At 63.0% G+C, this 18,191-nt stretch carries 30 protein-coding genes and 3 tRNA genes; all 33 read right to left on the bottom strand.

The genetic code is table 11. The annotated features are described in order from the left end of the window. Positions 1-76: 76 nt before the first annotated feature. A complete protein-coding gene (locus ACMZPQ_RS22100) occupies positions 77-583 on the bottom strand; it encodes a disulfide bond formation protein B (RefSeq protein WP_197583404.1) in 507 nt (168 codons plus the stop codon). Between the two features lie 241 nt (positions 584-824). Beyond that, entirely contained in the window at positions 825-1,208 is a 384-nt protein-coding gene (gene rplQ, locus ACMZPQ_RS22095) for a 50S ribosomal protein L17 (RefSeq protein WP_197583405.1), read from the bottom strand. 190 nt (positions 1,209-1,398) lie between these two features. Next, the gene (locus tag ACMZPQ_RS22090; RefSeq protein WP_004145453.1) at positions 1,399-2,397 is read right to left on the bottom strand and encodes a DNA-directed RNA polymerase subunit alpha; all 999 of its coding nucleotides are present in this window, start codon (positions 2,395-2,397) and stop codon (positions 1,399-1,401) included. Between the two features lie 56 nt (positions 2,398-2,453). After that, positions 2,454-3,083 carry a 30S ribosomal protein S4 gene (rpsD, locus tag ACMZPQ_RS22085; RefSeq protein WP_004145446.1) on the bottom strand — a complete coding sequence of 210 codons (630 nt, stop codon included), beginning with the start codon at positions 3,081-3,083 and terminating at the stop codon, positions 2,454-2,456. 15 nt (positions 3,084-3,098) lie between these two features. Continuing rightward, positions 3,099-3,488, bottom strand: coding sequence for a 30S ribosomal protein S11 (gene rpsK, locus ACMZPQ_RS22080; RefSeq protein ID WP_004145443.1), 390 nt, complete (start codon positions 3,486-3,488; stop codon positions 3,099-3,101). A gap of 11 nt (positions 3,489-3,499) precedes the next feature. Continuing rightward, positions 3,500-3,856, bottom strand: a complete 357-nt coding sequence (gene rpsM, locus ACMZPQ_RS22075) for a 30S ribosomal protein S13 (protein ID WP_004145437.1) — start codon at positions 3,854-3,856, stop codon at positions 3,500-3,502. Positions 3,857-4,203: 347 nt separating this feature from the next. Continuing rightward, entirely contained in the window at positions 4,204-5,571 is a 1,368-nt protein-coding gene (secY, locus tag ACMZPQ_RS22070; RefSeq protein WP_197583406.1) for a preprotein translocase subunit SecY, read from the bottom strand. 6 nt (positions 5,572-5,577) lie between these two features. Beyond that, positions 5,578-6,021 carry a 50S ribosomal protein L15 gene (rplO, locus tag ACMZPQ_RS22065; protein WP_004154498.1) on the bottom strand — a complete coding sequence of 148 codons (444 nt, stop codon included), beginning with the start codon at positions 6,019-6,021 and terminating at the stop codon, positions 5,578-5,580. Positions 6,022-6,027: 6 nt separating this feature from the next. Then, positions 6,028-6,219: a 50S ribosomal protein L30 gene (rpmD, locus tag ACMZPQ_RS22060; RefSeq protein ID WP_004154497.1), complete on the bottom strand. Its 192-nt coding sequence runs from the start codon at positions 6,217-6,219 to the stop codon at positions 6,028-6,030. Further along, entirely contained in the window at positions 6,212-6,754 is a 543-nt protein-coding gene (rpsE, locus tag ACMZPQ_RS22055) for a 30S ribosomal protein S5 (protein WP_053448882.1), read from the bottom strand. The genes rpmD and rpsE overlap by 8 nt, the downstream gene beginning before the upstream one ends. A gap of 161 nt (positions 6,755-6,915) precedes the next feature. Then, positions 6,916-7,275, bottom strand: a complete 360-nt coding sequence (gene rplR, locus ACMZPQ_RS22050; protein ID WP_197583409.1) for a 50S ribosomal protein L18 — start codon at positions 7,273-7,275, stop codon at positions 6,916-6,918. Positions 7,276-7,301: 26 nt separating this feature from the next. Continuing rightward, complete coding sequence (rplF, locus tag ACMZPQ_RS22045; protein WP_197583407.1) at positions 7,302-7,826, bottom strand: 50S ribosomal protein L6; 525 nt, start codon at positions 7,824-7,826, stop codon at positions 7,302-7,304. An 18-nt stretch (positions 7,827-7,844) separates the two neighbouring features. After that, a complete protein-coding gene (gene rpsH, locus ACMZPQ_RS22040) occupies positions 7,845-8,243 on the bottom strand; it encodes a 30S ribosomal protein S8 (RefSeq protein ID WP_197583408.1) in 399 nt (132 codons plus the stop codon). Between the two features lie 258 nt (positions 8,244-8,501). Further along, positions 8,502-8,807: a 30S ribosomal protein S14 gene (gene rpsN, locus ACMZPQ_RS22035; RefSeq protein WP_107229957.1), complete on the bottom strand. Its 306-nt coding sequence runs from the start codon at positions 8,805-8,807 to the stop codon at positions 8,502-8,504. 18 nt (positions 8,808-8,825) lie between these two features. After that, positions 8,826-9,368, bottom strand: coding sequence for a 50S ribosomal protein L5 (gene rplE / locus ACMZPQ_RS22030; protein ID WP_004145361.1), 543 nt, complete (start codon positions 9,366-9,368; stop codon positions 8,826-8,828). Positions 9,369-9,379: 11 nt separating this feature from the next. After that, positions 9,380-9,697 carry a 50S ribosomal protein L24 gene (gene rplX, locus ACMZPQ_RS22025; protein WP_004154490.1) on the bottom strand — a complete coding sequence of 106 codons (318 nt, stop codon included), beginning with the start codon at positions 9,695-9,697 and terminating at the stop codon, positions 9,380-9,382. 16 nt (positions 9,698-9,713) lie between these two features. Further along, a complete protein-coding gene (gene rplN, locus ACMZPQ_RS22020) occupies positions 9,714-10,082 on the bottom strand; it encodes a 50S ribosomal protein L14 (protein WP_004145357.1) in 369 nt (122 codons plus the stop codon). A gap of 12 nt (positions 10,083-10,094) precedes the next feature. Then, the gene (gene rpsQ / locus ACMZPQ_RS22015; RefSeq protein ID WP_004145355.1) at positions 10,095-10,364 is read right to left on the bottom strand and encodes a 30S ribosomal protein S17; all 270 of its coding nucleotides are present in this window, start codon (positions 10,362-10,364) and stop codon (positions 10,095-10,097) included. Between the two features lie 11 nt (positions 10,365-10,375). Beyond that, positions 10,376-10,561 carry a 50S ribosomal protein L29 gene (gene rpmC / locus ACMZPQ_RS22010; RefSeq protein WP_004154487.1) on the bottom strand — a complete coding sequence of 62 codons (186 nt, stop codon included), beginning with the start codon at positions 10,559-10,561 and terminating at the stop codon, positions 10,376-10,378. After that, positions 10,561-10,974 (bottom strand): 50S ribosomal protein L16, encoded by a 414-nt coding sequence (rplP, locus tag ACMZPQ_RS22005; protein WP_053519743.1) that lies wholly within the window; start codon positions 10,972-10,974, stop codon positions 10,561-10,563. The genes rpmC and rplP overlap by 1 nt, the downstream gene beginning before the upstream one ends. A gap of 5 nt (positions 10,975-10,979) precedes the next feature. Then, the gene (gene rpsC, locus ACMZPQ_RS22000) at positions 10,980-11,714 is read right to left on the bottom strand and encodes a 30S ribosomal protein S3 (protein ID WP_004145350.1); all 735 of its coding nucleotides are present in this window, start codon (positions 11,712-11,714) and stop codon (positions 10,980-10,982) included. 18 nt (positions 11,715-11,732) lie between these two features. Further along, positions 11,733-12,068: a 50S ribosomal protein L22 gene (gene rplV / locus ACMZPQ_RS21995; RefSeq protein ID WP_080375339.1), complete on the bottom strand. Its 336-nt coding sequence runs from the start codon at positions 12,066-12,068 to the stop codon at positions 11,733-11,735. Between the two features lie 12 nt (positions 12,069-12,080). Beyond that, positions 12,081-12,350, bottom strand: coding sequence for a 30S ribosomal protein S19 (gene rpsS, locus ACMZPQ_RS21990; protein WP_005415413.1), 270 nt, complete (start codon positions 12,348-12,350; stop codon positions 12,081-12,083). A 6-nt stretch (positions 12,351-12,356) separates the two neighbouring features. Then, positions 12,357-13,184, bottom strand: coding sequence for a 50S ribosomal protein L2 (gene rplB / locus ACMZPQ_RS21985; protein ID WP_004145339.1), 828 nt, complete (start codon positions 13,182-13,184; stop codon positions 12,357-12,359). A gap of 10 nt (positions 13,185-13,194) precedes the next feature. Next, positions 13,195-13,494 carry a 50S ribosomal protein L23 gene (rplW, locus tag ACMZPQ_RS21980; RefSeq protein WP_004145338.1) on the bottom strand — a complete coding sequence of 100 codons (300 nt, stop codon included), beginning with the start codon at positions 13,492-13,494 and terminating at the stop codon, positions 13,195-13,197. Next, entirely contained in the window at positions 13,491-14,096 is a 606-nt protein-coding gene (gene rplD / locus ACMZPQ_RS21975) for a 50S ribosomal protein L4 (protein WP_049432779.1), read from the bottom strand. The genes rplW and rplD overlap by 4 nt, the downstream gene beginning before the upstream one ends. A 12-nt stretch (positions 14,097-14,108) precedes the next feature. Next, a complete protein-coding gene (rplC, locus tag ACMZPQ_RS21970; protein ID WP_004145336.1) occupies positions 14,109-14,759 on the bottom strand; it encodes a 50S ribosomal protein L3 in 651 nt (216 codons plus the stop codon). Between the two features lie 11 nt (positions 14,760-14,770). Continuing rightward, a complete protein-coding gene (rpsJ, locus tag ACMZPQ_RS21965) occupies positions 14,771-15,082 on the bottom strand; it encodes a 30S ribosomal protein S10 (protein WP_010341589.1) in 312 nt (103 codons plus the stop codon). A 333-nt stretch (positions 15,083-15,415) separates the two neighbouring features. Further along, entirely contained in the window at positions 15,416-16,606 is a 1,191-nt protein-coding gene (gene tuf / locus ACMZPQ_RS21960) for an elongation factor Tu (protein ID WP_197583878.1), read from the bottom strand. Positions 16,607-16,647: 41 nt separating this feature from the next. After that, a tRNA-Thr gene (locus ACMZPQ_RS21955) sits at positions 16,648-16,723 on the bottom strand. Positions 16,724-16,772: 49 nt separating this feature from the next. Next, a tRNA-Gly gene (locus tag ACMZPQ_RS21950) sits at positions 16,773-16,846 on the bottom strand. A gap of 24 nt (positions 16,847-16,870) precedes the next feature. Next, a tRNA-Tyr gene (locus ACMZPQ_RS21945) sits at positions 16,871-16,956 on the bottom strand. Between the two features lie 137 nt (positions 16,957-17,093). Further along, complete coding sequence (locus ACMZPQ_RS21940) at positions 17,094-18,110, bottom strand: isoaspartyl peptidase/L-asparaginase family protein (protein ID WP_312644795.1); 1,017 nt, start codon at positions 18,108-18,110, stop codon at positions 17,094-17,096. Between the last annotated feature and the right edge of the window lie 81 nt (positions 18,111-18,191).

Below are 18,191 nucleotides of genomic sequence, written 5' to 3'. Positions count from 1 at the left end.
CGGCCGCTGGCCGGCAACTACGGGACACCCGCCATCGTTCATGAGGTTGCCGGCCAGCGGCCGGCACTACCTTGCTTCAGCGCCTGACCTTGCGCAGCGACACCAGCAGCGCCCACAGTGCCAGCAGCACGAACCACACGCCTGACCACATCGGCATGGTCAGGCCCAGGAAGGTCCAGTCGATGTTGCCGCAGTTGCCGGTACCGGTCAGCACCGTGCGGAACACTTCCAGCGGCCCCATGGTCTCGCGCAGGAAACTCAGCGGCGGGCCGCAGGTCGCGCCCATCTCCGGCGGCAGCATCTGCACGTAGACGTGGCGCGCCGCGATGCCGACACCCACCGCGGCGGCGATGAAGGCCAGCACGCCATAGGTCGCACGGCCTGGCCGATTGGACGGCCCATGCAACGCACCGATCAGGAACAGCAGGCCCAGCGCGGCAAATGCCAGGCGCTGGAAGATGCACAGCGGGCACGGCTCCAGGCCCATCTTCAACTGCAGGAAGATCGCGTAGCCGAGCAGGCCCGCACAGATCAGGAAGCCCAGGAAGAACTGGGCGCGGAAGGGCCAGCGCAGTGGATTCATCGTCAACGCTCGAATGGATCAGGCGCCAAGCGTAACCGAGAGTGCGCGCCATTCGAACCGCCACAGGTGACGCCTGTCGGAACGGTGTGGGTCGGACCCATTTGCGGATGCAAACGGCTCTGACCCAGCGCCCAGCGTCGTGGGGTCAGAGCCCGTGCCTGCGGCAAGGCATCCGACCCCGCAGAAACACAAAAGCCCGGCAGAGGCCGGGCTTTCGCTGTGTCGCGTTGGAGCGGTCCGATTACTCGGCCACTTCCTCGGCCACGACCGGACGGTCAACCAGCTCGACGTAGGCCATCGGCGCGTTGTCGCCAGCGCGGAAGCCGCACTTCAGCAGGCGCAGGTAGCCGCCCGGACGGTTCGCGTAGCGCGGGCCCAGGATGGTGAACAGGTTGCCCACGGCTTCGTTGTCGCGCAGGCGGGCGAAGGCCAGACGGCGGTTGGCAACGGAGTCGACCTTGGCCAGGGTGATCAGCGGCTCGGCAACGCGGCGCAGTTCCTTGGCCTTCGGCAGGGTGGTCTTGATCAGCTCGTGCTTGAACAGCGAGGCGGCCATGTTCTTGAACATTGCTTCGCGGTGGGCGCTGGTACGGCTGAACTTACGGCCAGACTTCATGTGACGCATGGTGATATTCCTTGGTTAATGATGAGGCTGTGCGGATCGTTGTCGCCATCCTGGCGTTGCTGCGCGGACTGCGGTTGGTCCTGGCCATCCGTCCTGGACGACCTGCCCGCGAACCTGGGGTTCGTCGTGGCATGTAGTGTTGCGTTGAAGGCTCCACCGCGAACGGTGGAGCCTCCAGGCATTACCGATATCAGCCCAGCATGCCGTGGCTGGCGACGCCGGCCGGCGGCCAGTTCTCCAGCTTCATGCCGAGGGACAGGCCGCGCTGAGCCAGCACTTCCTTGATCTCGGTGAGCGACTTCTTGCCCAGGTTCGGGGTCTTCAGCAGCTCCACTTCGGTCTTCTGGATCAGATCGCCGATGTAGTAGATGCTTTCGGCCTTCAGGCAGTTGGCCGAACGCACGGTCAGCTCCAGATCGTCGATCGGGCGCAGCAGCACCGGATCCACGCCGTTGTTGGCCGGCTTGGCCGCACCGCGGTCGCGGTGGGTGAAGTCACCGAACACCGACAGCTGGTCGCTGAGGATGTCGGCGGCGGTGCGCACGGCTTCCTCGGCGTCGATGGTGCCGTTGGTCTCGATATCGATGACCAGCTTGTCCAGGTCGGTACGCTGTTCGACGCGGGCCGCTTCCACGGCATAGGCGACGCGGCGGACCGGCGAGAACGAGGCATCCAGGACCAGGCGGCCGATGGCACGGGTTTCTTCGTCCGGACGACGACGCGCGGCAGCCGGCTGGTAGCCGAAACCACGTTCGATCTTCAGACGCATGTTCACTGCCGTGTCCTTGGTCAGGTGGCAGATCACGTGGTCGCCGTTCAAGATTTCCACATTGTGGTCAACCTTGATGTCGGCAGCGGTGACAACGCCCGGGCCCTGCTTGGACAGGGACAGGGTGGCGCTGTCGCCGGAGTGCATACGGATGGCCACGTCCTTCAGGTTCAGCAGGACTTCGAGCACGTCCTCCTGCAGACCTTCGACCGTGGTGTACTCATGCAACACGCCGTCGATTTCGACTTCCGTGATGGCGAAGCCCGGGATGGACGACAGCAGCACGCGACGCAGGGCATTACCCAGCGTATGCCCGTAACCCCGCTCCAAAGGTTCGATAACGACCTTTGCACGGGTGTCGGTAAGGCGTTCGATCTGCGGACCGCGAGGACGCAGAACCTGGTTGGCGGTAACCGTCATGTTGCGGGTTCTCCTAGTGAACCCCCGGCCGTCGCCGGGGGCTCTCCAATGATGAATTACTTCGAATACAGCTCGACGATCAGCGCTTCGTTGATGTCCGCAGGCAGATCCGAACGATCCGGAACAGCCTTGAAGATGCCGGTGAACTTGCCGGAATCCACTTCAACCCACGACGGGCTCAGGTCATGCTGGGCGGCGACGGTCAGGGCTTCCTGGACGCGCAGCTGCTTGGCAGCCTTTTCAGACAGAGCGATGGCGTCGCCAGCCTTGACCTGGTACGAAGCCAGGTTGACCGACTTGCCATTCACGGTGACGCCGCGGTGCGACACCAGCTGACGGGCAGCCGGACGGGTCACGGCGAAGCCCATGCGGTAGACGACGTTGTCCAGGCGGGTTTCCAGCAGCTGCAGCAGGTTCTCGCCGGTGTTGCCCTTCTTGGTCGAGGCCTTCTTGTAGTAGTTGCGGAACTGACGCTCCAGCAGGCCGTAGATACGCTTGACCTTCTGCTTTTCACGCAGCTGGGTGGCGTAGTCGGACAGCTTGCCCTTGCGGGCAGTGGCGCCGTGCTGGCCGGGCTTCTGCTCCAGCTTGCACTTGGAGTCCAGCGCACGCGCCGGGCTCTTCAGGGACAGGTCGGCGCCTTCGCGACGGGCGAGCTTACAGGTAGGACCGATATAACGAGCCATTTCTTATCGCTCCCTTTAGACGCGACGCTTCTTCGGCGGACGGCACCCGTTGTGCGGGATAGGCGTCACGTCGATGATGTTGGTGATCTTGTAGCCGACGTTGTTCAACGAACGCACGGCCGACTCACGGCCCGGACCCGGGCCCTTGATGCGGACTTCCAGCGACTTCACGCCGTAGTCCAGCGCAGCACGACCGGCCTTTTCAGCAGCCACCTGGGCAGCGAACGGGGTCGACTTGCGCGAACCGCGGAAGCCAGCGCCACCGGAGGTTGCCCACGACAGAGCGTTGCCCTGGCGGTCGGTGATGGTGACGATGGTGTTGTTGAACGAAGCGTGGACGTGGGCAACGCCGTCGGTGACGACGCGCTTGATCTTCTTCTTGGTCTTAGCAGCGGGCTTAGCCATTTATAGGTCCCTTACTTCCTGATCGCCTTGCGCGGGCCCTTGCGGGTGCGGGCGTTGGTACGGGTGCGCTGGCCACGCAGCGGCAGACCGCGACGGTGACGCAGGCCGCGGTAGCAGCCCAGGTCCATCAGGCGCTTGATCGCGATGCCGATTTCACGGCGCAGATCGCCTTCCACGATGTACTTGCCGACTTCGGCGCGCAGGCGCTCGATTTCCGGCTCCGACAGATCGCGGATCTTGGTGGTCGAAGCAACGCCTGCGACTTCGCAGACCTTCTTCGAACGGGTACGGCCGATGCCGTAAATGCTTTGCAACCCGACCCAGACGTGCTTCTGGGCTGGCAGGTTGACGCCTGCAATACGCGCCATGACGCGGTTCTCCAGCTGAGTGATGGCCGACAGCGCGCCTCGGGCACGCCAATCCGGCAGGATGGATCAAAAAAGTGAACTAGCGATACTAACAAGGTTCCGGTTTACATGGAAGCCCGTGAAACCATTGGTTTCATGAACCCGGCCTGGGGAGTGTGCCCAGGCTCCGGCGCCGGATGGGGTTGGACCTGGGGTTTCCCCCTGAGCCGCCCGCGCTACTCCAGCGCGGGACCACCTCATCACACCCCCACCCGGAACCGCTGCGGGGGCCGCCCTTCGTTTGTGTGGCCGGAGTCCGCGAAGCGGAGGGACCATCACGTCAGGAAGACGAAAGTATAACAGGCCTGTCAGCCGCGAGCAAAACCGCCGCGATTGCCACCCTTCAGGTTGGCCTTCTTCAGCAGGCTCTCGTACTGGTGCGACATCAGGTGCGCCTGCACCTGGGCGATGAAGTCCATCACCACCACCACCACGATCAGCAGCGAGGTGCCGCCGAAGTAGAACGAGGCGTTCAGCTGCGTGCGCATCAGTTCCGGCAGCAGGCAGACGATCACCAGGTAGGCCGAGCCGGCCGCGGTCAGGCGGGTCAGCACGCCGTCGATGTAGTCGGCGGTGGCCTTGCCCGGACGGATGCCCGGAATCAGCGCGCCCGACTTCTTCAGGTTGTCGGCGGTTTCCTGCGAGTTGAACACCAGCGCGGTATAGAAGAACGCGAAACCGGTGATCAGCGCGGCGAACACGATCATGTGCAGCGGCTCGCCCGGGCCCAGGGCATTGGCGACCTTCTGCAGGATCTGGCCCATGCTGCTCTGGTTGGCGGCCTGGCCGGACCACATGGCCAGGGTGGCCGGGAACGCCAGCAGGCTGGAGGCAAAGATCGCCGGAATGACGCCGGCCATGTTGAGCTTCAGCGGCAGGAACGAGGTCTGGTTCATGTACGCGTTGCGACCGCCCTGGCGGCGCGCGTAATTGACCGTGATCCGGCGCTGGCCACGCTCGACGAACACCACGAAGAAGGTGAAGGCGAGCACGACGATGGCGATCAGCAGCAGCTGGATGAACTGGATGTTGCCGTCGCGGTAAGCGTCGAAGGTGTGGATGATCGCGCCCGGCAGGCCGGCCACGATACCCGCGAAGATGATCAGCGACACGCCGTTGCCGATGCCGCGCTCGGTGACCTGCTCACCGACCCACATCAGGAACATGGTGCCGGCGGTCAGCGCGACCACGGCAGTGAGCACGAAGCCCATGCCCGGCGCGTACACGACCGGAGCGCCCGACGGCGAGACCTGGCCCTGCAGGGCCAGCGCGATCGAACCGCCCTGCACCACTGCCAGCAGCACGGCGCCGATGCGCGAATACTGGGTGATCTTGCGGCGGCCGGACTCACCTTCCTTCTGCATCGCCTTCAGGGCGGGGAAGATGTGCACGGCCAGCTGCATCACGATCGATGCCGAGATGTACGGCATCACGTTCAGCGCGAAGATGCTGAAACGGTGCAGGGCGCCGCCCGAGAACATGTTGAACATGTCCACGATGCCGCCGCCCTGCTGTTGCATCATGGCAAGCATGGCATCGGGATTGACGCCCGGCACCGGCACATAGCAGCCGATGCGATAGACGATCAAAGCCCCGACGACGAACAGCAAACGTTGGCGAAGTTCAGTGAACTTGCCCATTCCGCCCGCGAGGTTACCGATGCCAGCTTGCGCCATGATTTATTACTCCGTCACGCTGCCGCCGGCAGCTTCGATTGCAGCCTTGGCACCGGCCGTGGCAGCAATACCCTTCAGGGTGAACGCCTTGGTCACTTCGCCCTTGACGACGACCTTGGCCTTCTTTGCAGTGCTCGGGACCAGCTTGGCAGCACGCAGGGCGGCGAAGTCGATCTCGCCGGCCGGCAGCTTGTCCAGCGCGTACAGCAGCACTTCAGCGGTGTCCTTGGCGATCGGCGAACGGAAGCCGATCTTCGGCAGACGACGCTGCATGGGGGTCTGGCCGCCTTCGAAGCCAGCCTTGATCTTGCCGCCACCCTTACGGGCGAACGAACCCTTGTGGCCGCGGCCGGCAGTCTTGCCCAGGCCCGAGCCGATACCACGACCGACGCGGGTACGCTCGGTGCGGGCGCCCGGTGCCGGGCTCAGTTCATTGAGACGCAGAGTCATGATCGATTACTCCTCAACCTTGACGAGGTAGTGAACGGTGTTGATCAGGCCGCGAACCTGCGGGCTGTCCTTCAGTTCACGCACATCGTTGAGCTTGTTCAGGCCCAGGGCACGCACCGACAGGCGGTGACGCGACTGGGTACCACGCAGGCCGCGCACCAGGCGCACCTTCACAGTCTTGTTGGACTCATTAGCCATGGTTGAGTTCCTCCACCTTCTTGCCGCGCTTGGCCGCGATGCGAGCCGGCGACTGCGCAGCAGTCAGGCCCTTCACGGTGGCACGCACCAGGTTGATCGGGTTGCGCGAACCGGTGGCCTTGGCCAGCACGTTCTTCACGCCAACCGCTTCCAGCACGGCGCGCATGGCACCGCCGGCGATGACGCCGGTACCTTCCGAAGCCGGCTGCATGAACACGCGGGCTGCGCCGTGACCATCCTTGATGGTGTGCCACAGGGTGCCGTTGTTCAGGTCAACGCTGACCAGGTTCTTGCGGGCCTGCTCCATCGACTTCTGGATGGCGACCGGCACTTCGCGGGCCTTGCCATAACCGAAACCGACCTTGCCTTCGCCGTCGCCGACCACGGTCAGGGCGGTGAAGGTGAACTGACGGCCACCCTTGACGGTCTTGCTGACGCGGTTGACCGCGACCAGCTTTTCGATCATGCCGTCGTCGACTTTCTCTTCGCGGTTACGGTCGCGATCGCGACCCCGCTGCTGACGCTCTTCTGCCATTTTGATTCCTTGGTAGTTTGGGTATGTACGGCTCGGGGCCGCTTATGGTTGTGGAGTGACGCGTCGTTCCGGTGGGCCGCTGCAGAAGAGCGGCGCCGTCCAGCCTCACTCAGGCTGGCGAGCAGGCGGGCAGAGGACCAGAAGTCCCCTGCCCTTATCCCTTAGAACTGCAGGCCGGCTTCGCGGGCGGCTTCTGCCAGGGCCTTGATGCGGCCGTGGTAGCGGTAGCCCGAACGATCGAAGGCAACCTTCTCGACGCCGGCGGCCTTGGCGCGCTCAGCGACGATGCGGCCAACCTTGGCAGCGGCATCAGCGTTCTTGCCGTTCTTCAGGCCTTCCTTGATGTCGGCCTGGGTGGTGTTGGCAGCAGCCAGCACCTTGGAACCGTCGGCAGTGAAGACCTGGGCGTACAGGTGCTGGCCGGTGCGCAGCACCGACAGGCGGGCAACGCCGAGCTCACGGATGTGGGCGCGGGTCGACTTGGCGCGACGCAGGCGGGCGATGTTCTTGTTCATTTTGATTTTCCCTTGAAAGCGGAAGGACCTAATTAGGCCTTCTTGGCTTCCTTACGGATGATGACTTCGTCGGAGTACTTCACGCCCTTGCCCTTGTACGGTTCCGGCTTGCGGAACGCACGGATCTTGGCGGCGACTTCACCGACCACCTGCTTGTCCGCGCCCTGGACCAGGATCTCGGTCTGGGTCGGGGTGGTGATGGTGATGCCTTCCGGCGCCACGAACACGACCGGGTGCGAGAAGCCCAGCGACAGGCTCAGGTCCTTGCCCTGCATGGCAGCGCGGTAACCCACGCCGACCAGCTCCAGCTTGCGCTCGAAGCCTTCGGACACGCCCTTGACCATGTTGGCCAGGATCGCACGCACGGTACCGGTCAGTGCGACCAGCTCGGCGTTCTCGGTGCTCAGGGTGGCAACGCCGTTGTCGACGTTGATGGCAATACCGGCCGGCTTGGCCAGCGACAGGGTGCCCTTCGGGCCCTTGGCGGTGACGGTGTCCGACTGGACGTTCAGTTCAACCTTACCCAGGTCGATCGGCTTCTTGGCTACGCGGGACATAGTTCTACTCCTTTCGCCTTAGGCCACGAAGCACAGGACTTCGCCGCCGACGCCCAGCTGGCGCGCCTGCGCATCAGTCATGATGCCCTTGGAGGTGGAAATGATGGAGATACCCAGGCCGTTCATGACCTTCGGCAGCTCGCTCTTGCCGCGGTACTGGCGCAGGCCCGAACGCGAGAAGCGCTTCAGGGTCGCGATGACCGGCTTGCCTTCGAAATACTTCAGCACGATTTCCAGCTCGGACTTGTTGTTTTCCAGCTTGGTCACGCGCAGGTCGGTGATGTAACCCTCGTCCTTCAGGACCTGGGCGATCGCAACCTTGATCTTGGACGACGGGGCTTTCACCGTCTGCTTGCCAACCGCGGCCGCATTCTTGATGCGGACCAGCAGGTCGGCGATGGGATCAGTCATGCTCATATGAGTACCTTTGAGTGCACCGATATCCGCTTTCGCGAAAATCTGTTGTCTCCTGGAAACGGGCCAGGTCCCTTCTTGCGGCAGGCCAGCGGCCCGCCCTAAAACCCGGTTTGCACAGGGCAAGACGCGGGAGTATACGCCAAAAGAGCCCGACTTGCGTCGGGCTCTTCGGGTTTTTTCGCAGAAGGAAGGCTGAACACCTCCCCTCCCCGGTTCAGGAACCCCCGGAGGGGCTCCTGATCGCAGGGCCGGCTGGGATTACCAGCTGGCCTTGCGCAGGCCCGGGACGTCGCCACGCATGGTGGCTTCACGCAGCTTGTTGCGGCCGAGGCCGAACTTGCTGTAAACGCCACGCGGACGGCCGGACAGCTCGCAGCGGTTGCGCTGGCGGCTCGGCGACGAATCGCGCGGCAGCTTGGCCAGCTTGGTAGCGGCTTCGATCTTCTCGTCGTAGCTCGCGTCCACCGAGGACACGATCTTCTTCAGAGCCGCACGCTTGTCGGCGTACTTCTTGGCCAGCTTTTCCCGCTTGATGTCGCGGTTGACCATGGAGGTCTTTGCCATTTCGGTTTCCTCGACGGATCAGTTACGGAACGGGAACTTGAACGCTGCCAGCAGCGCCTTCGCTTCCGCATCGGTCTTCGCAGTGGTGGTGATGGCGATATCCATACCGCGGATCGCGTCGACGGCGTCGAAGTCGATTTCCGGGAAGATGATCTGTTCCTTCACACCCATGTTGAAGTTGCCGCGACCGTCGAAGGAACGACCGGAAACACCACGGAAGTCGCGCACGCGCGGCAGCGAGATGTTGATCAGGCGATCCAGGAACTCGTACATCTTGTGGCGACGCAGCGTGGTCTTGCAGCCGATCGGCCAACCATCGCGGATCTTGAACGACGCAACCGAAATACGCGACTTGGTGACAACCGGCTTCTGGCCGGAAATCTTGGTCATGTCGCCGACGGCGTTTTCCAGGATCTTCTTGTTGGTGGCCGCTTCGCCGACACCCATGTTCAGGGTGACCTTGACGAGCTTCGGCACTTCCATCGGATTGGTGTAGCCGAACTGCTTCATCAGCGCCGGCACCACTTCTTCCTTGTAGAACTTTTCGAGACGGGAAGTCATCTTCACATTCCTCAGGCGTCGAGCGCCTCACCGCTGGAGCGGAACACACGCAGTTTGCGTCCATCCTCCAGCACCTTGAAGCCAACGCGTTCGCCCTTGCCCGAAGCCGGGTTCAGCACATTCACGTTGGAGATATGGATCGAAGCTTCACGCTCGACCACGCCGCCGGCAACACCTGCCTGCGGGTTCGGCTTGGTGTGGCGCTTGACGATGTTCACGTTGGCGACGACCACACGGTCGCCGTCGACGCGGACGACTTCGCCCTGCTTGCCCTTGTCCTTGCCGGCGTTGACGACAACCTGGTCGCCCTTCTTGATACGGTTAGCCATGATTATCTCCTGTCGCTCACAGCACTTCGGGAGCGAGCGAGACGATCTTCATGAACTTCTCCGAACGAAGTTCACGGGTCACCGGCCCGAAGATACGGGTACCGATCGGCTCCTGCTTGCTGTTCAGCAGAACGGCAGCGTTGCCATCGAAGCGGATCAGCGAGCCGTCGGCGCGACGCACACCCTTGCGGGTACGCACCACGACGGCGTCATACACTTCACCCTTCTTGACCTTGCCGCGCGGAATCGCATCCTTCACGGTGACCTTGATGATGTCGCCGATACCGGCGTAACGGCGCTTGGAACCACCCAGCACCTTGAAGCACATCACCTGCTTGGCACCCGAATTGTCCGCGACGTCAAGGTAGCTCTGCATCTGGATCATGATTCAGACTCCTTATTCAGCCGCACGCGTGATGACTTCCACCACGCGCCAGTTCTTGGTCTTGGACATCGGAGCAATCTCGGTCACGCGGACGACATCGCCTTCCTTGCAGGCGTTGTCGGCATCGTGGGCGTGCAGCTTGGTCGAGCGCTTGATGTACTTGCCGTACAGCGCGTGCTTGACCTGACGCTCAACCAGGACGGTAACCGTCTTGTCCATCTTATTGCTGACGACACGGCCTTCGACCGTGCGCAGCGCCTTGTTTTCAGTATTGTCGCTCATAGCGGCCATCCTTACTTCGTGCTGCCGAGCAGGGTCTTGACGCGAGCAATCTCGCGACGGACCCGGCGGATGTCGTGGGTCTTCGGCAGCTGGCCGGTGACCTGCTGCATACGGACAGAGAACTGTTCCTTACGCAGGTCGATCAGGTGGGCCTTCAGTTCGTCAGCCGACTTTTCACGGAGAGTTTTGATATCCATCAGCGCACCGTACGGGTCACGAAAGTGGTGGTGACCGAGAGCTTGGCGGCGGCCAGGCGGAACGCCTCGCGAGCCACTTCCTCGGAAACACCCTCGATTTCATAGATCATGCGGCCGGGCTGGATCTGGGCCACCCAGTATTCCACGTTGCCCTTACCCGAACCCATTCGAACTTCGATGGGCTTCTTGGTGATGGGCTTGTCGGGGAACACGCGGATCCACATCTTGCCGCCGCGCTTGACGTAGCGGCTGATCGAGCGGCGGGCCGCTTCGATCTGACGCGCGGTCAGCTGACCGTGTGCGGTTGCCTTCAGGCCGTATTCGCCGAAGCTGACAGCGTTGGCGCTCCAGCTCAGGCCTTCGTTACGGCCCTTGTGTACCTTGCGGTACTTGGTTCGCTTGGGTTGCAACATTGTCGTTACCTCGCTTCACGGGCCGGGCGCTGACGGTCACCACGGTCGCCGCGATCGTGACGATCGTTGCGCGACGGGGTGTCGTCCTGCTTTTCCTGGCCAACCTGGGAGAAGTCGAAGACCTCGCCCTTGTAGATCCAGACCTTGATGCCGATGATGCCGTAGGTCGTCTTGGCTTCAGCGAAGCCATAGTCGATGTCGGCACGCAGGGTGTGCAGCGGCACACGGCCTTCGCGGTACCACTCCGAACGGGCGATTTCTGCACCGTTGAGGCGGCCACCCACGTTGACCTTGATGCCCAGGGCACCCAGGCGCATCGCGTTGCCGACCGAGCGCTTCATCGCGCGGCGGAACATGATGCGACGCTCAAGCTGCTGAGCGATCGATTCGGCAACCAGCTGTGCGTCCAGCTCCGGCTTGCGCACTTCGGTGACGTTGATGTGCGCCGGGACGCCCATCATCTCGCTCACTTCCTTGCGCAGCTTCTCGATGTCCTCACCGCGCTTGCCGATCACGACGCCCGGACGGGCGGTGTGGATCGTCACGCGAGCGGTCTTGGCCGGACGCTCGATCAGGATCTTGCTGATGCCGGCCTGAGCCAGCTTCTTGCGCAGCATTTCACGAACTTTCAGGTCGGCTGCCAGGTAACCAGCGAACTCGGCCTTGTTGGCGTACCACTTGGAGTTCCAGTCCTTGGAAATACCGAGACGGATACCAATCGGATGAACTTTATGACCCATGGTCTTTTCCTTATCCGCTTACTTGCCGGCGCCCACAACCACAGTGATGTGGCTGGTGCGCTTGAGGATGCGGGTACCGCGGCCTTTCGCCCGCGCCATGAAACGCTTCAGGGTCGGACCTTCATCAACCATGATGGTCTGAACCTTCAGCTCGTCGACGTCGGCGCCCTGGTTGTTCTCGGCGTTGGCAATTGCCGACTCCACCACCTTCTTGATCAGGTGGGCAGCCTTCTTGTCCGAGAACTTCAGCAGGTTGACCGCACGCTCGGCCGGCAGACCGCGCACCTGGTCAGCGACCAGACGAGCCTTCTGCGGGGAGATGCGCGCAGTGCGCAGGATGGCTTTCGCTTCCATTGTCATCTCTCCTTACTTGCCCGACTTCTTGTCACCACCGTGACCCTTGAAGGTCCGGGTGATGGCAAATTCGCCGAGCTTGTGGCCGACCATGTTCTCGTTGACGAGAACCGGGATGTGGTTCTTGCCGTTATGCACGGCAATGGTGATGCCTACCATGTCAGGCAGGATCATCGAACGGCGCGACCAGGTCTTGATCGGCTTCTTGCTGCCCGCAGCGGCCTCCACCTTCTTGACGAGGTGGTGATCGACGAACGGGCCCTTCTTGAGTGAACGTGCCATGGTCGATTAGCCCCTACGATCGCGGACGATGAACTGCTGAGTGCGCTTGTTATGGCGCGTCTTGTAACCCTTGGTCGGGACACCCCACGGGGTGACCGGGTGCGGGTTACCCTGGCCGGCCTTCGCCTCACCACCACCGTGCGGGTGGTCAACCGGGTTCATGGCAGCACCACGAACGGTCGGGCGGACGCCGCGCCAGCGCTTGGCACCGGCCTTGCCCAGCTTTTCCAGGCTGTGCTCGTCGTTGCCGACTTCGCCGATGGTGGCGCAGCACTCGACCGGAACCTTACGCATTTCACCCGAGCGCAGGCGCAGGGTGGCGTAGATGCCTTCACGGGCCACCAGCTGCACGGCCGCACCGGCGGCGCGGGCGATCTGAGCGCCCTTGCCGGGCTTCAGTTCGATGCAGTGGATGGTGGTACCGACCGGGATGTTGCGCAGCGGCAGGGTGTTGCCGGCCTTGATCGGGGCGTCCGAACCAGCGATCACCTGATCACCCGCCTTCAGACCCTTCGGGGCGATGATGTAGCGACGCTCGCCGTCGACGTAGCACAGCAGGGCGATGTGGGCGGTGCGGTTCGGATCGTATTCGATGCGTTCCACGCGCGCCGGGATGCCCAGCTTGTTGCGCTTGAAGTCGATGATGCGGTAGTGCTGCTTGGCACCACCACCGACGTGACGAACGGTGATGCGGCCGTGGTGGTTACGACCACCCGAGCGGCTCTGCGACTCGACCAGTGCGGCGTGCGGAGCACCCTTGTGCAGGTCGGGCGTAACCACGCGCACGGCCGAACGGCGGCCGGGGGAAGTGGGCTTGAATTTCATCAATGGCATGGGATGTACCTCAGGCCTTGGCCGTTACATCGATCGACTGGCCGTCGGCCAGGCGAACGTACGCCTTGCGCCAATCGCCGCGGCGGCCAGCACGGTTACGGAAGGACTTGTTCTTGCCCTTGACGTTGACCACGTTGACGGCTTCGACCTTGACGTCGAACAGCTGCTCAACCGCGGCCTTTACATCGGCCTTGGTGGCTTCGTTCGAAACTTCGAAGACATACTGGTTGGAGAGTTCCTGCAGGCGCGCGGTCTTTTCGGAGACACGCGGGGCACGCAGCACGCTGAAGATTTTTTCGTTGCTGTTCATGCCAGCCACTCCTCGACCTTCTTGACCGCGTCAGCGGTGATGACGACCGTGTCGGCACCGACCAGCGAGACCGGATCCAGACCCTGGACGTCACGCACCTGCACGTACGGCAGATTGCGGGCGGACAGGTACAGGTGCTCGGAGGCTTCTTCAGTGACGATCAGCGGGCGCTTGCCCACTTCCAGGCCGGCCAGCTTGGCGATCAGACCCTTCGTGTTGGTCACTTCGACATCGAAGGACTCCACGATGGTCAGACGGCCCTGACGGTTCAGCTCGGACAGGATCGCGCACATGGCGGCACGGTACTGCTTACGGTTGACCTTCTGCTCGAAGCTGCGCGGCTTGGCCGCGAAGGTGACACCACCGCCGACGAAGATCGGAGCCGTCAGTGCGCCATGACGCGCGCCGCCGCCCTTCTGCTTCTTCGACTTCTTGGTGGTACCAGCCACTTCAGAACGAGTCTTCTGTGCCTTGGTGCCGGCGCGACCGGCGTTGCGGTAAGCAACGACGACCTGGTGAACCAGATCTTCGCTGAAATCGCGACCGAACACGGCTTCGGAGACCGAGACCTTGTTGTTGCTACCCGTGATAACGAGTTCCATCGTCATCTCTCCTTATGCCTTGCTCGCCGGACGGACGATCACGTCGCCACCCGCCGCGCCCGGAACGGCGCCGCGAACCGCGATCAGACCGCGCTCGACGTCGACCTTGACCACTTCCAGGTTCTGGGTGCTCTGCTGCACCGCGCCCATGTGGCCCGACATCTTCTTGCCCGGGAAAACACGACCCGGGGTCTGGCGCTGACCCAGCGAACCCGGCGCGCGATGCGACAGCGAGTTACCGTGGGTTGCATCGCCCATACGGAAGTTGTGGCGCTTGATGGTGCCCTGGAAGCCCTTACCCTTGGTGACACCCTGGACGTCGACGATCTGGCCGACTTCGAAGATGTCCGCCTTGACTTCGCCGCCAACGGCGAAATCGCCGAGCTGCGCGTCTTCAACGCGGAATTCCCACAGGCCACGACCCGCTTCCACCTTCGCCTTGGCGAAGTGGCCGGCTTCCGGCTTGTTGACCAGGGCGGCACGACGTGCGCCAACGGTCACCTGCACGGCGCTGTAGCCGTCGGTTTCGACGGTCTTGATCTGCGCGATGCGGTTCGGGGTTGCTTCGATCAGGGTCACCGGGATGGAACGACCATCTTCGGTGAACACGCGGCTCATGCCGGCCTTGCGGCCCACGAAGCCCAACGAATACTTCTTCGTCATGGTCGTAGTCCTCAGGTCAGCTTGATCTGAACGTCGACGCCGGCAGCCAGTTCGAGCTTCATCAGCGCGTCCACGGTCTTGTCATTCGGGTCAACGATATCGAGCACGCGCTTGTGCGTGCGGGTCTCGTACTGGTCACGCGCGTCCTTGTCGACGTGCGGGGAGACGAGGATGGTGTAACGCTCGATCTTGGTCGGCAGCGGGATCGGGCCACGCACTTGCGCGCCGGTCCGCTTTGCCGTTTCAACGATCTCGCTGGCCGAACGGTCGATCAGACGATGATCGAACGCTTTCAGCCGGATCCGGATCTTTTGGTCCGCCATGGCGGTAGGTTCCTTCGTTAAAAGAGCGACAGACAAAGCCTCTGGGTTGCTTTGTCCCATGAAATTCCTGAATGCGGACGGCCCACACTCCTGCAGGCCGACAAGGTCAATCCGTAGACCTCAAAAACGTAGGCAGACCCGTTACCAGGCCTGCCCAGACGAAGAAGCATAATGGCACGCAAGGCAGCTGTCAACAGTCTCCTGTTGACGCCGCCTGAATGGCATTGACCCTTCCTGGTCCGGGGAACACAAGGCACATCCTGTGCCTGCTTTCCCATTTTGATACGCCCCGATGCCCTACCCAGGCAACATCGGGGCGCAGAGTCTAGCAGATTACTCGATGATCTTCGAGACCACGCCGGCGCCGACGGTACGGCCGCCTTCGCGGATGGCGAAGCGCAGGCCTTCGTCCATTGCCACCGGGTTGATCAGGGTGACGACCATCTTGACGTTGTCACCCGGCATCACCATTTCGACGCCTTCCGGCAGAGCAGCTGCGCCGGTGATGTCGGTGGTGCGGAAGTAGAACTGCGGACGGTAGCCGTTGAAGAACGGGGTGTGGCGGCCGCCTTCGTCCTTCGACAGGACGTACACTTCGCCTTCGAACTTGGTGTGCGGCTTGATCGAACCCGGCTTGGCCAGAACCTGGCCACGCTCGACGTCGTCACGCTTGGTGCCGCGCAGCAGCAGGCCAGCGTTGTCGCCTGCCTGACCCTGGTCCAGCAGCTTGCGGAACATTTCAACGCCGGTCACGGTGGTCTTCTGCACCGGACGGATACCGACGATTTCGATTTCGTCGCCGACCTTGATCACGCCGCGCTCGATACGACCGGTCACCACGGTGCCGCGGCCCGAGATCGAGAACACGTCTTCCACCGGCATCAGGAACGGCTTGTCGATCGCGCGCTCCGGCTCCGGAATCCAGGTGTCCAGCGCCTCGACCAGCTTGATGATCGCCGGCACGCCGATGTCGCTCTGGTCGCCTTCCAGCGCCAGGCGGGCCGAACCCGAGATGATCGGGGTATCGTCGCCCGGGAACTCGTACTTGCTCAGCAGTTCACGCACTTCCATCTCGACCAGCTCGAGCAGCTCGGCGTCGTCAACCATGTCGGCCTTGTTCAGGAACACGACGATGTACGGCACGCCGACCTGACGCGACAGCAGGATGTGCTCGCGGGTCTGCGGCATCGGGCCGTCAGCGGCCGAGCACACCAGGATCGCGCCGTCCATCTGGGCAGCACCGGTGATCATGTTCTTGACGTAGTCAGCGTGGCCCGGGCAATCGACGTGGGCGTAGTGACGGGTCGGGGATTCGTATTCGACGTGTGCGGTCGAGATCGTGATACCACGCGCCTTCTCTTCCGGAGCAGCGTCGATCGCGGAGTAATCCTTGAACTCGCCACCGAAGCGCTCAGCGCCGATCTTGGTCAGCGCAGCGGTCAGCGTGGTCTTGCCGTGGTCGACGTGACCGATGGTGCCGACGTTGACGTGCGGCTTGGTGCGCTCGAACTTACCCTTGGCCATGGCTGCTTATCTCGAATTCGTCTGAGAGGTGATGCTTAAGATGGTGCTCACGAAAGGAATCGAACCTTCGACCTCTTCCTTACCAAGGAAGTGCTCTACCGACTGAGCTACGTGAGCCGAGTTTTGCATTATGACATGAACTCGATAATATTCAAAGTTCATTCAATGGAGCGGGAGACGGGAATCGAACCCGCACCATCAGCTTGGAAGGCTGAGGTTCTACCATTGAACTACTCCCGCGCCGGGAATGTCACAACGTGAAACTGGTGGAGGGAGGTGGATTCGAACCACCGAAGGCGTAAGCCAGCAGATTTACAGTCTGCCCCCGTTGGCCGCTTGGGTATCCCTCCTTACCACCCCATTCCGTTGCCGCCGAAGCGTTGCGGTGTGTGGTGGTGAGCCGCTTATTCTGCTGATCGGACGGGGGGCTGTCAACGCTTTTTTCCATCTTTTTCACACGTTGTCGCAAACCCATTGATACGCAAGGTTATTGCCCGGGGACCGGCAGGGTCTCGCTGGCGAAAATTGCGACATGGGGGACACCGTCGGCGCCAATCCAGCCCCGATACATGCCCTGGGTGTTGAACGGCGTGGCCATCTTGCCATCCGCGGCGAGCACGATCGCGCCACCGTCGCCGCCCATCTGCGGAATCGTCTCGTTGATCACGCCCTTGCCCGCCTGCTCCGGCGTCTGCCCCTGGTAACGCATGCGGGCGCAGATCTCGTGCGCGGCGGCACTGCGGATGTAGTACTCGCCCCAGCCGGTGCCGGACACCGCGCAGCGCGCATCGGCCCAGGTGCCGGCACCGATGATCGGCGAGTCACCGACACGCCCATAGCGCTTGTTGGTCATGCCTCCGGTGGAGGTGCCCGCCGCGAGATGCCCCTGCGCGTCCAATGCGACCGCACCGACGGTGCCGAAGTGCTTTGCGGTCTCCAGGTCGGCATGCGCCTGGCCGCTGGCCTCTTCCTTCAGCGCGCGCTGCAGCTGCTGCCAGCGCTTGTCGGTGCGGAAGTACGACGGATCGACCAGGGTGATGCCCTGCTCCACTGCGAACGCCTCGGCGCCCTGCCCGACCATCATCACGTGCCTGGATTTCTGCATCACGGTCTGCGCCAGCAGGATCGGGTTGCGCACGCGCTGCACGCCGGCCACCGCGCCCGCGGCCTGGGTCGCGCCATCCATCACCGCCGCATCCAGTTCATTGCGGCCGTCGTGGGTGAACACCGCGCCCTTGCCGGCATTGAAGGTCGGATCATCCTCGAGCACGGTGATCGCGGCAGTCACCGCCGCCAGCGCCGGGCGGCCGGCGGCCAGTTCGGCATGGCCCTTCAGCAGGGCCGCCCGCAGTGCCTCGCGCGCCGCCTTTTCTTCGGCCGGCGACAGATCCTTGCGCTCGACGCCGGCACCGCCGTGGATGACCAGCAGCGGCGCAGGGGCCGTTGCGGCGTGGGTGAGCAAAGGCAGTGACAGCAGCGCGGACAGCGCCAGGCGCAGTTTCATCGGGTACGTCTCCAGCAGGACAAGGGAATGGATTGCAGGGTAGTGCCGGCCGCTGGCCGGCAAGGGGCGCATCGCGGAGGG

The sequence above is a fragment of the Stenotrophomonas maltophilia genome, assembly GCF_047497515.2.
In the GTDB taxonomy this organism is placed as follows: Bacteria; Pseudomonadota; Gammaproteobacteria; order Xanthomonadales; family Xanthomonadaceae; genus Stenotrophomonas.
This window is presented reverse-complemented; position numbering and strand designations above follow the sequence as displayed.

Coding starts and splice junctions, on each gene's coding strand:
- ACMZPQ_RS22100 (WP_197583404.1), bottom strand. CDS start 583: ATGAATCCACTGCGCTGGCCCTTCCGCGCCCAGTTCTTCCTGGGCTTC.
- rplQ (WP_197583405.1), bottom strand. CDS start 1,208: ATGCGTCACATGAAGTCTGGCCGTAAGTTCAGCCGTACCAGCGCCCAC.
- ACMZPQ_RS22090 (WP_004145453.1), bottom strand. CDS start 2,397: ATGACGGTTACCGCCAACCAGGTTCTGCGTCCTCGCGGTCCGCAGATC.
- rpsD (WP_004145446.1), bottom strand. CDS start 3,083: ATGGCTCGTTATATCGGTCCTACCTGTAAGCTCGCCCGTCGCGAAGGC.
- rpsK (WP_004145443.1), bottom strand. CDS start 3,488: ATGGCTAAGCCCGCTGCTAAGACCAAGAAGAAGATCAAGCGCGTCGTC.
- rpsM (WP_004145437.1), bottom strand. CDS start 3,856: ATGGCGCGTATTGCAGGCGTCAACCTGCCAGCCCAGAAGCACGTCTGG.
- secY (WP_197583406.1), bottom strand. CDS start 5,571: ATGGCGCAAGCTGGCATCGGTAACCTCGCGGGCGGAATGGGCAAGTTC.
- rplO (WP_004154498.1), bottom strand. CDS start 6,021: ATGACTCTGCGTCTCAATGAACTGAGCCCGGCACCGGGCGCCCGCACC.
- rpmD (WP_004154497.1), bottom strand. CDS start 6,219: ATGGCTAATGAGTCCAACAAGACTGTGAAGGTGCGCCTGGTGCGCGGC.
- rpsE (WP_053448882.1), bottom strand. CDS start 6,754: ATGGCAGAAGAGCGTCAGCAGCGGGGTCGCGATCGCGACCGTAACCGC.
- rplF (WP_197583407.1), bottom strand. CDS start 7,826: ATGTCCCGCGTAGCCAAGAAGCCGATCGACCTGGGTAAGGTTGAACTG.
- rpsH (WP_197583408.1), bottom strand. CDS start 8,243: ATGAGCATGACTGATCCCATCGCCGACCTGCTGGTCCGCATCAAGAAT.
- rpsN (WP_107229957.1), bottom strand. CDS start 8,807: ATGGCAAAGACCTCCATGGTCAACCGCGACATCAAGCGGGAAAAGCTG.
- rplE (WP_004145361.1), bottom strand. CDS start 9,368: ATGACTTCCCGTCTCGAAAAGTTCTACAAGGAAGAAGTGGTGCCGGCG.
- rplX (WP_004154490.1), bottom strand. CDS start 9,697: ATGGCTAACCGTATCAAGAAGGGCGACCAGGTTGTCGTCAACGCCGGC.
- rplN (WP_004145357.1), bottom strand. CDS start 10,082: ATGATCCAGATGCAGAGCTACCTTGACGTCGCGGACAATTCGGGTGCC.
- rpsQ (WP_004145355.1), bottom strand. CDS start 10,364: ATGAGCGACAATACTGAAAACAAGGCGCTGCGCACGGTCGAAGGCCGT.
- rpmC (WP_004154487.1), bottom strand. CDS start 10,561: ATGGATATCAAAACTCTCCGTGAAAAGTCGGCTGACGAACTGAAGGCC.
- rplP (WP_053519743.1), bottom strand. CDS start 10,974: ATGTTGCAACCCAAGCGAACCAAGTACCGCAAGGTACACAAGGGCCGT.
- rpsC (WP_004145350.1), bottom strand. CDS start 11,714: ATGGGTCATAAAGTTCATCCGATTGGTATCCGTCTCGGTATTTCCAAG.
- rplV (WP_080375339.1), bottom strand. CDS start 12,068: ATGGAAGCGAAAGCCATCCTGCGCACTGCGCGCATCTCCCCGCAGAAG.
- rpsS (WP_005415413.1), bottom strand. CDS start 12,350: ATGGCACGTTCACTCAAGAAGGGCCCGTTCGTCGATCACCACCTCGTC.
- rplB (WP_004145339.1), bottom strand. CDS start 13,184: ATGCCATTGATGAAATTCAAGCCCACTTCCCCCGGCCGCCGTTCGGCC.
- rplW (WP_004145338.1), bottom strand. CDS start 13,494: ATGAACAGCAACGAAAAAATCTTCAGCGTGCTGCGTGCCCCGCGTGTC.
- rplD (WP_049432779.1), bottom strand. CDS start 14,096: ATGGAACTCGTTATCACGGGTAGCAACAACAAGGTCTCGGTCTCCGAA.
- rplC (WP_004145336.1), bottom strand. CDS start 14,759: ATGACGAAGAAGTATTCGTTGGGCTTCGTGGGCCGCAAGGCCGGCATG.
- rpsJ (WP_010341589.1), bottom strand. CDS start 15,082: ATGGCGGACCAAAAGATCCGGATCCGGCTGAAAGCGTTCGATCATCGT.
- tuf (WP_197583878.1), bottom strand. CDS start 16,606: ATGGCCAAGGGTAAGTTCGAGCGCACCAAGCCGCACGTCAACGTCGGC.
- ACMZPQ_RS21940 (WP_312644795.1), bottom strand. CDS start 18,110: ATGAAACTGCGCCTGGCGCTGTCCGCGCTGCTGTCACTGCCTTTGCTC.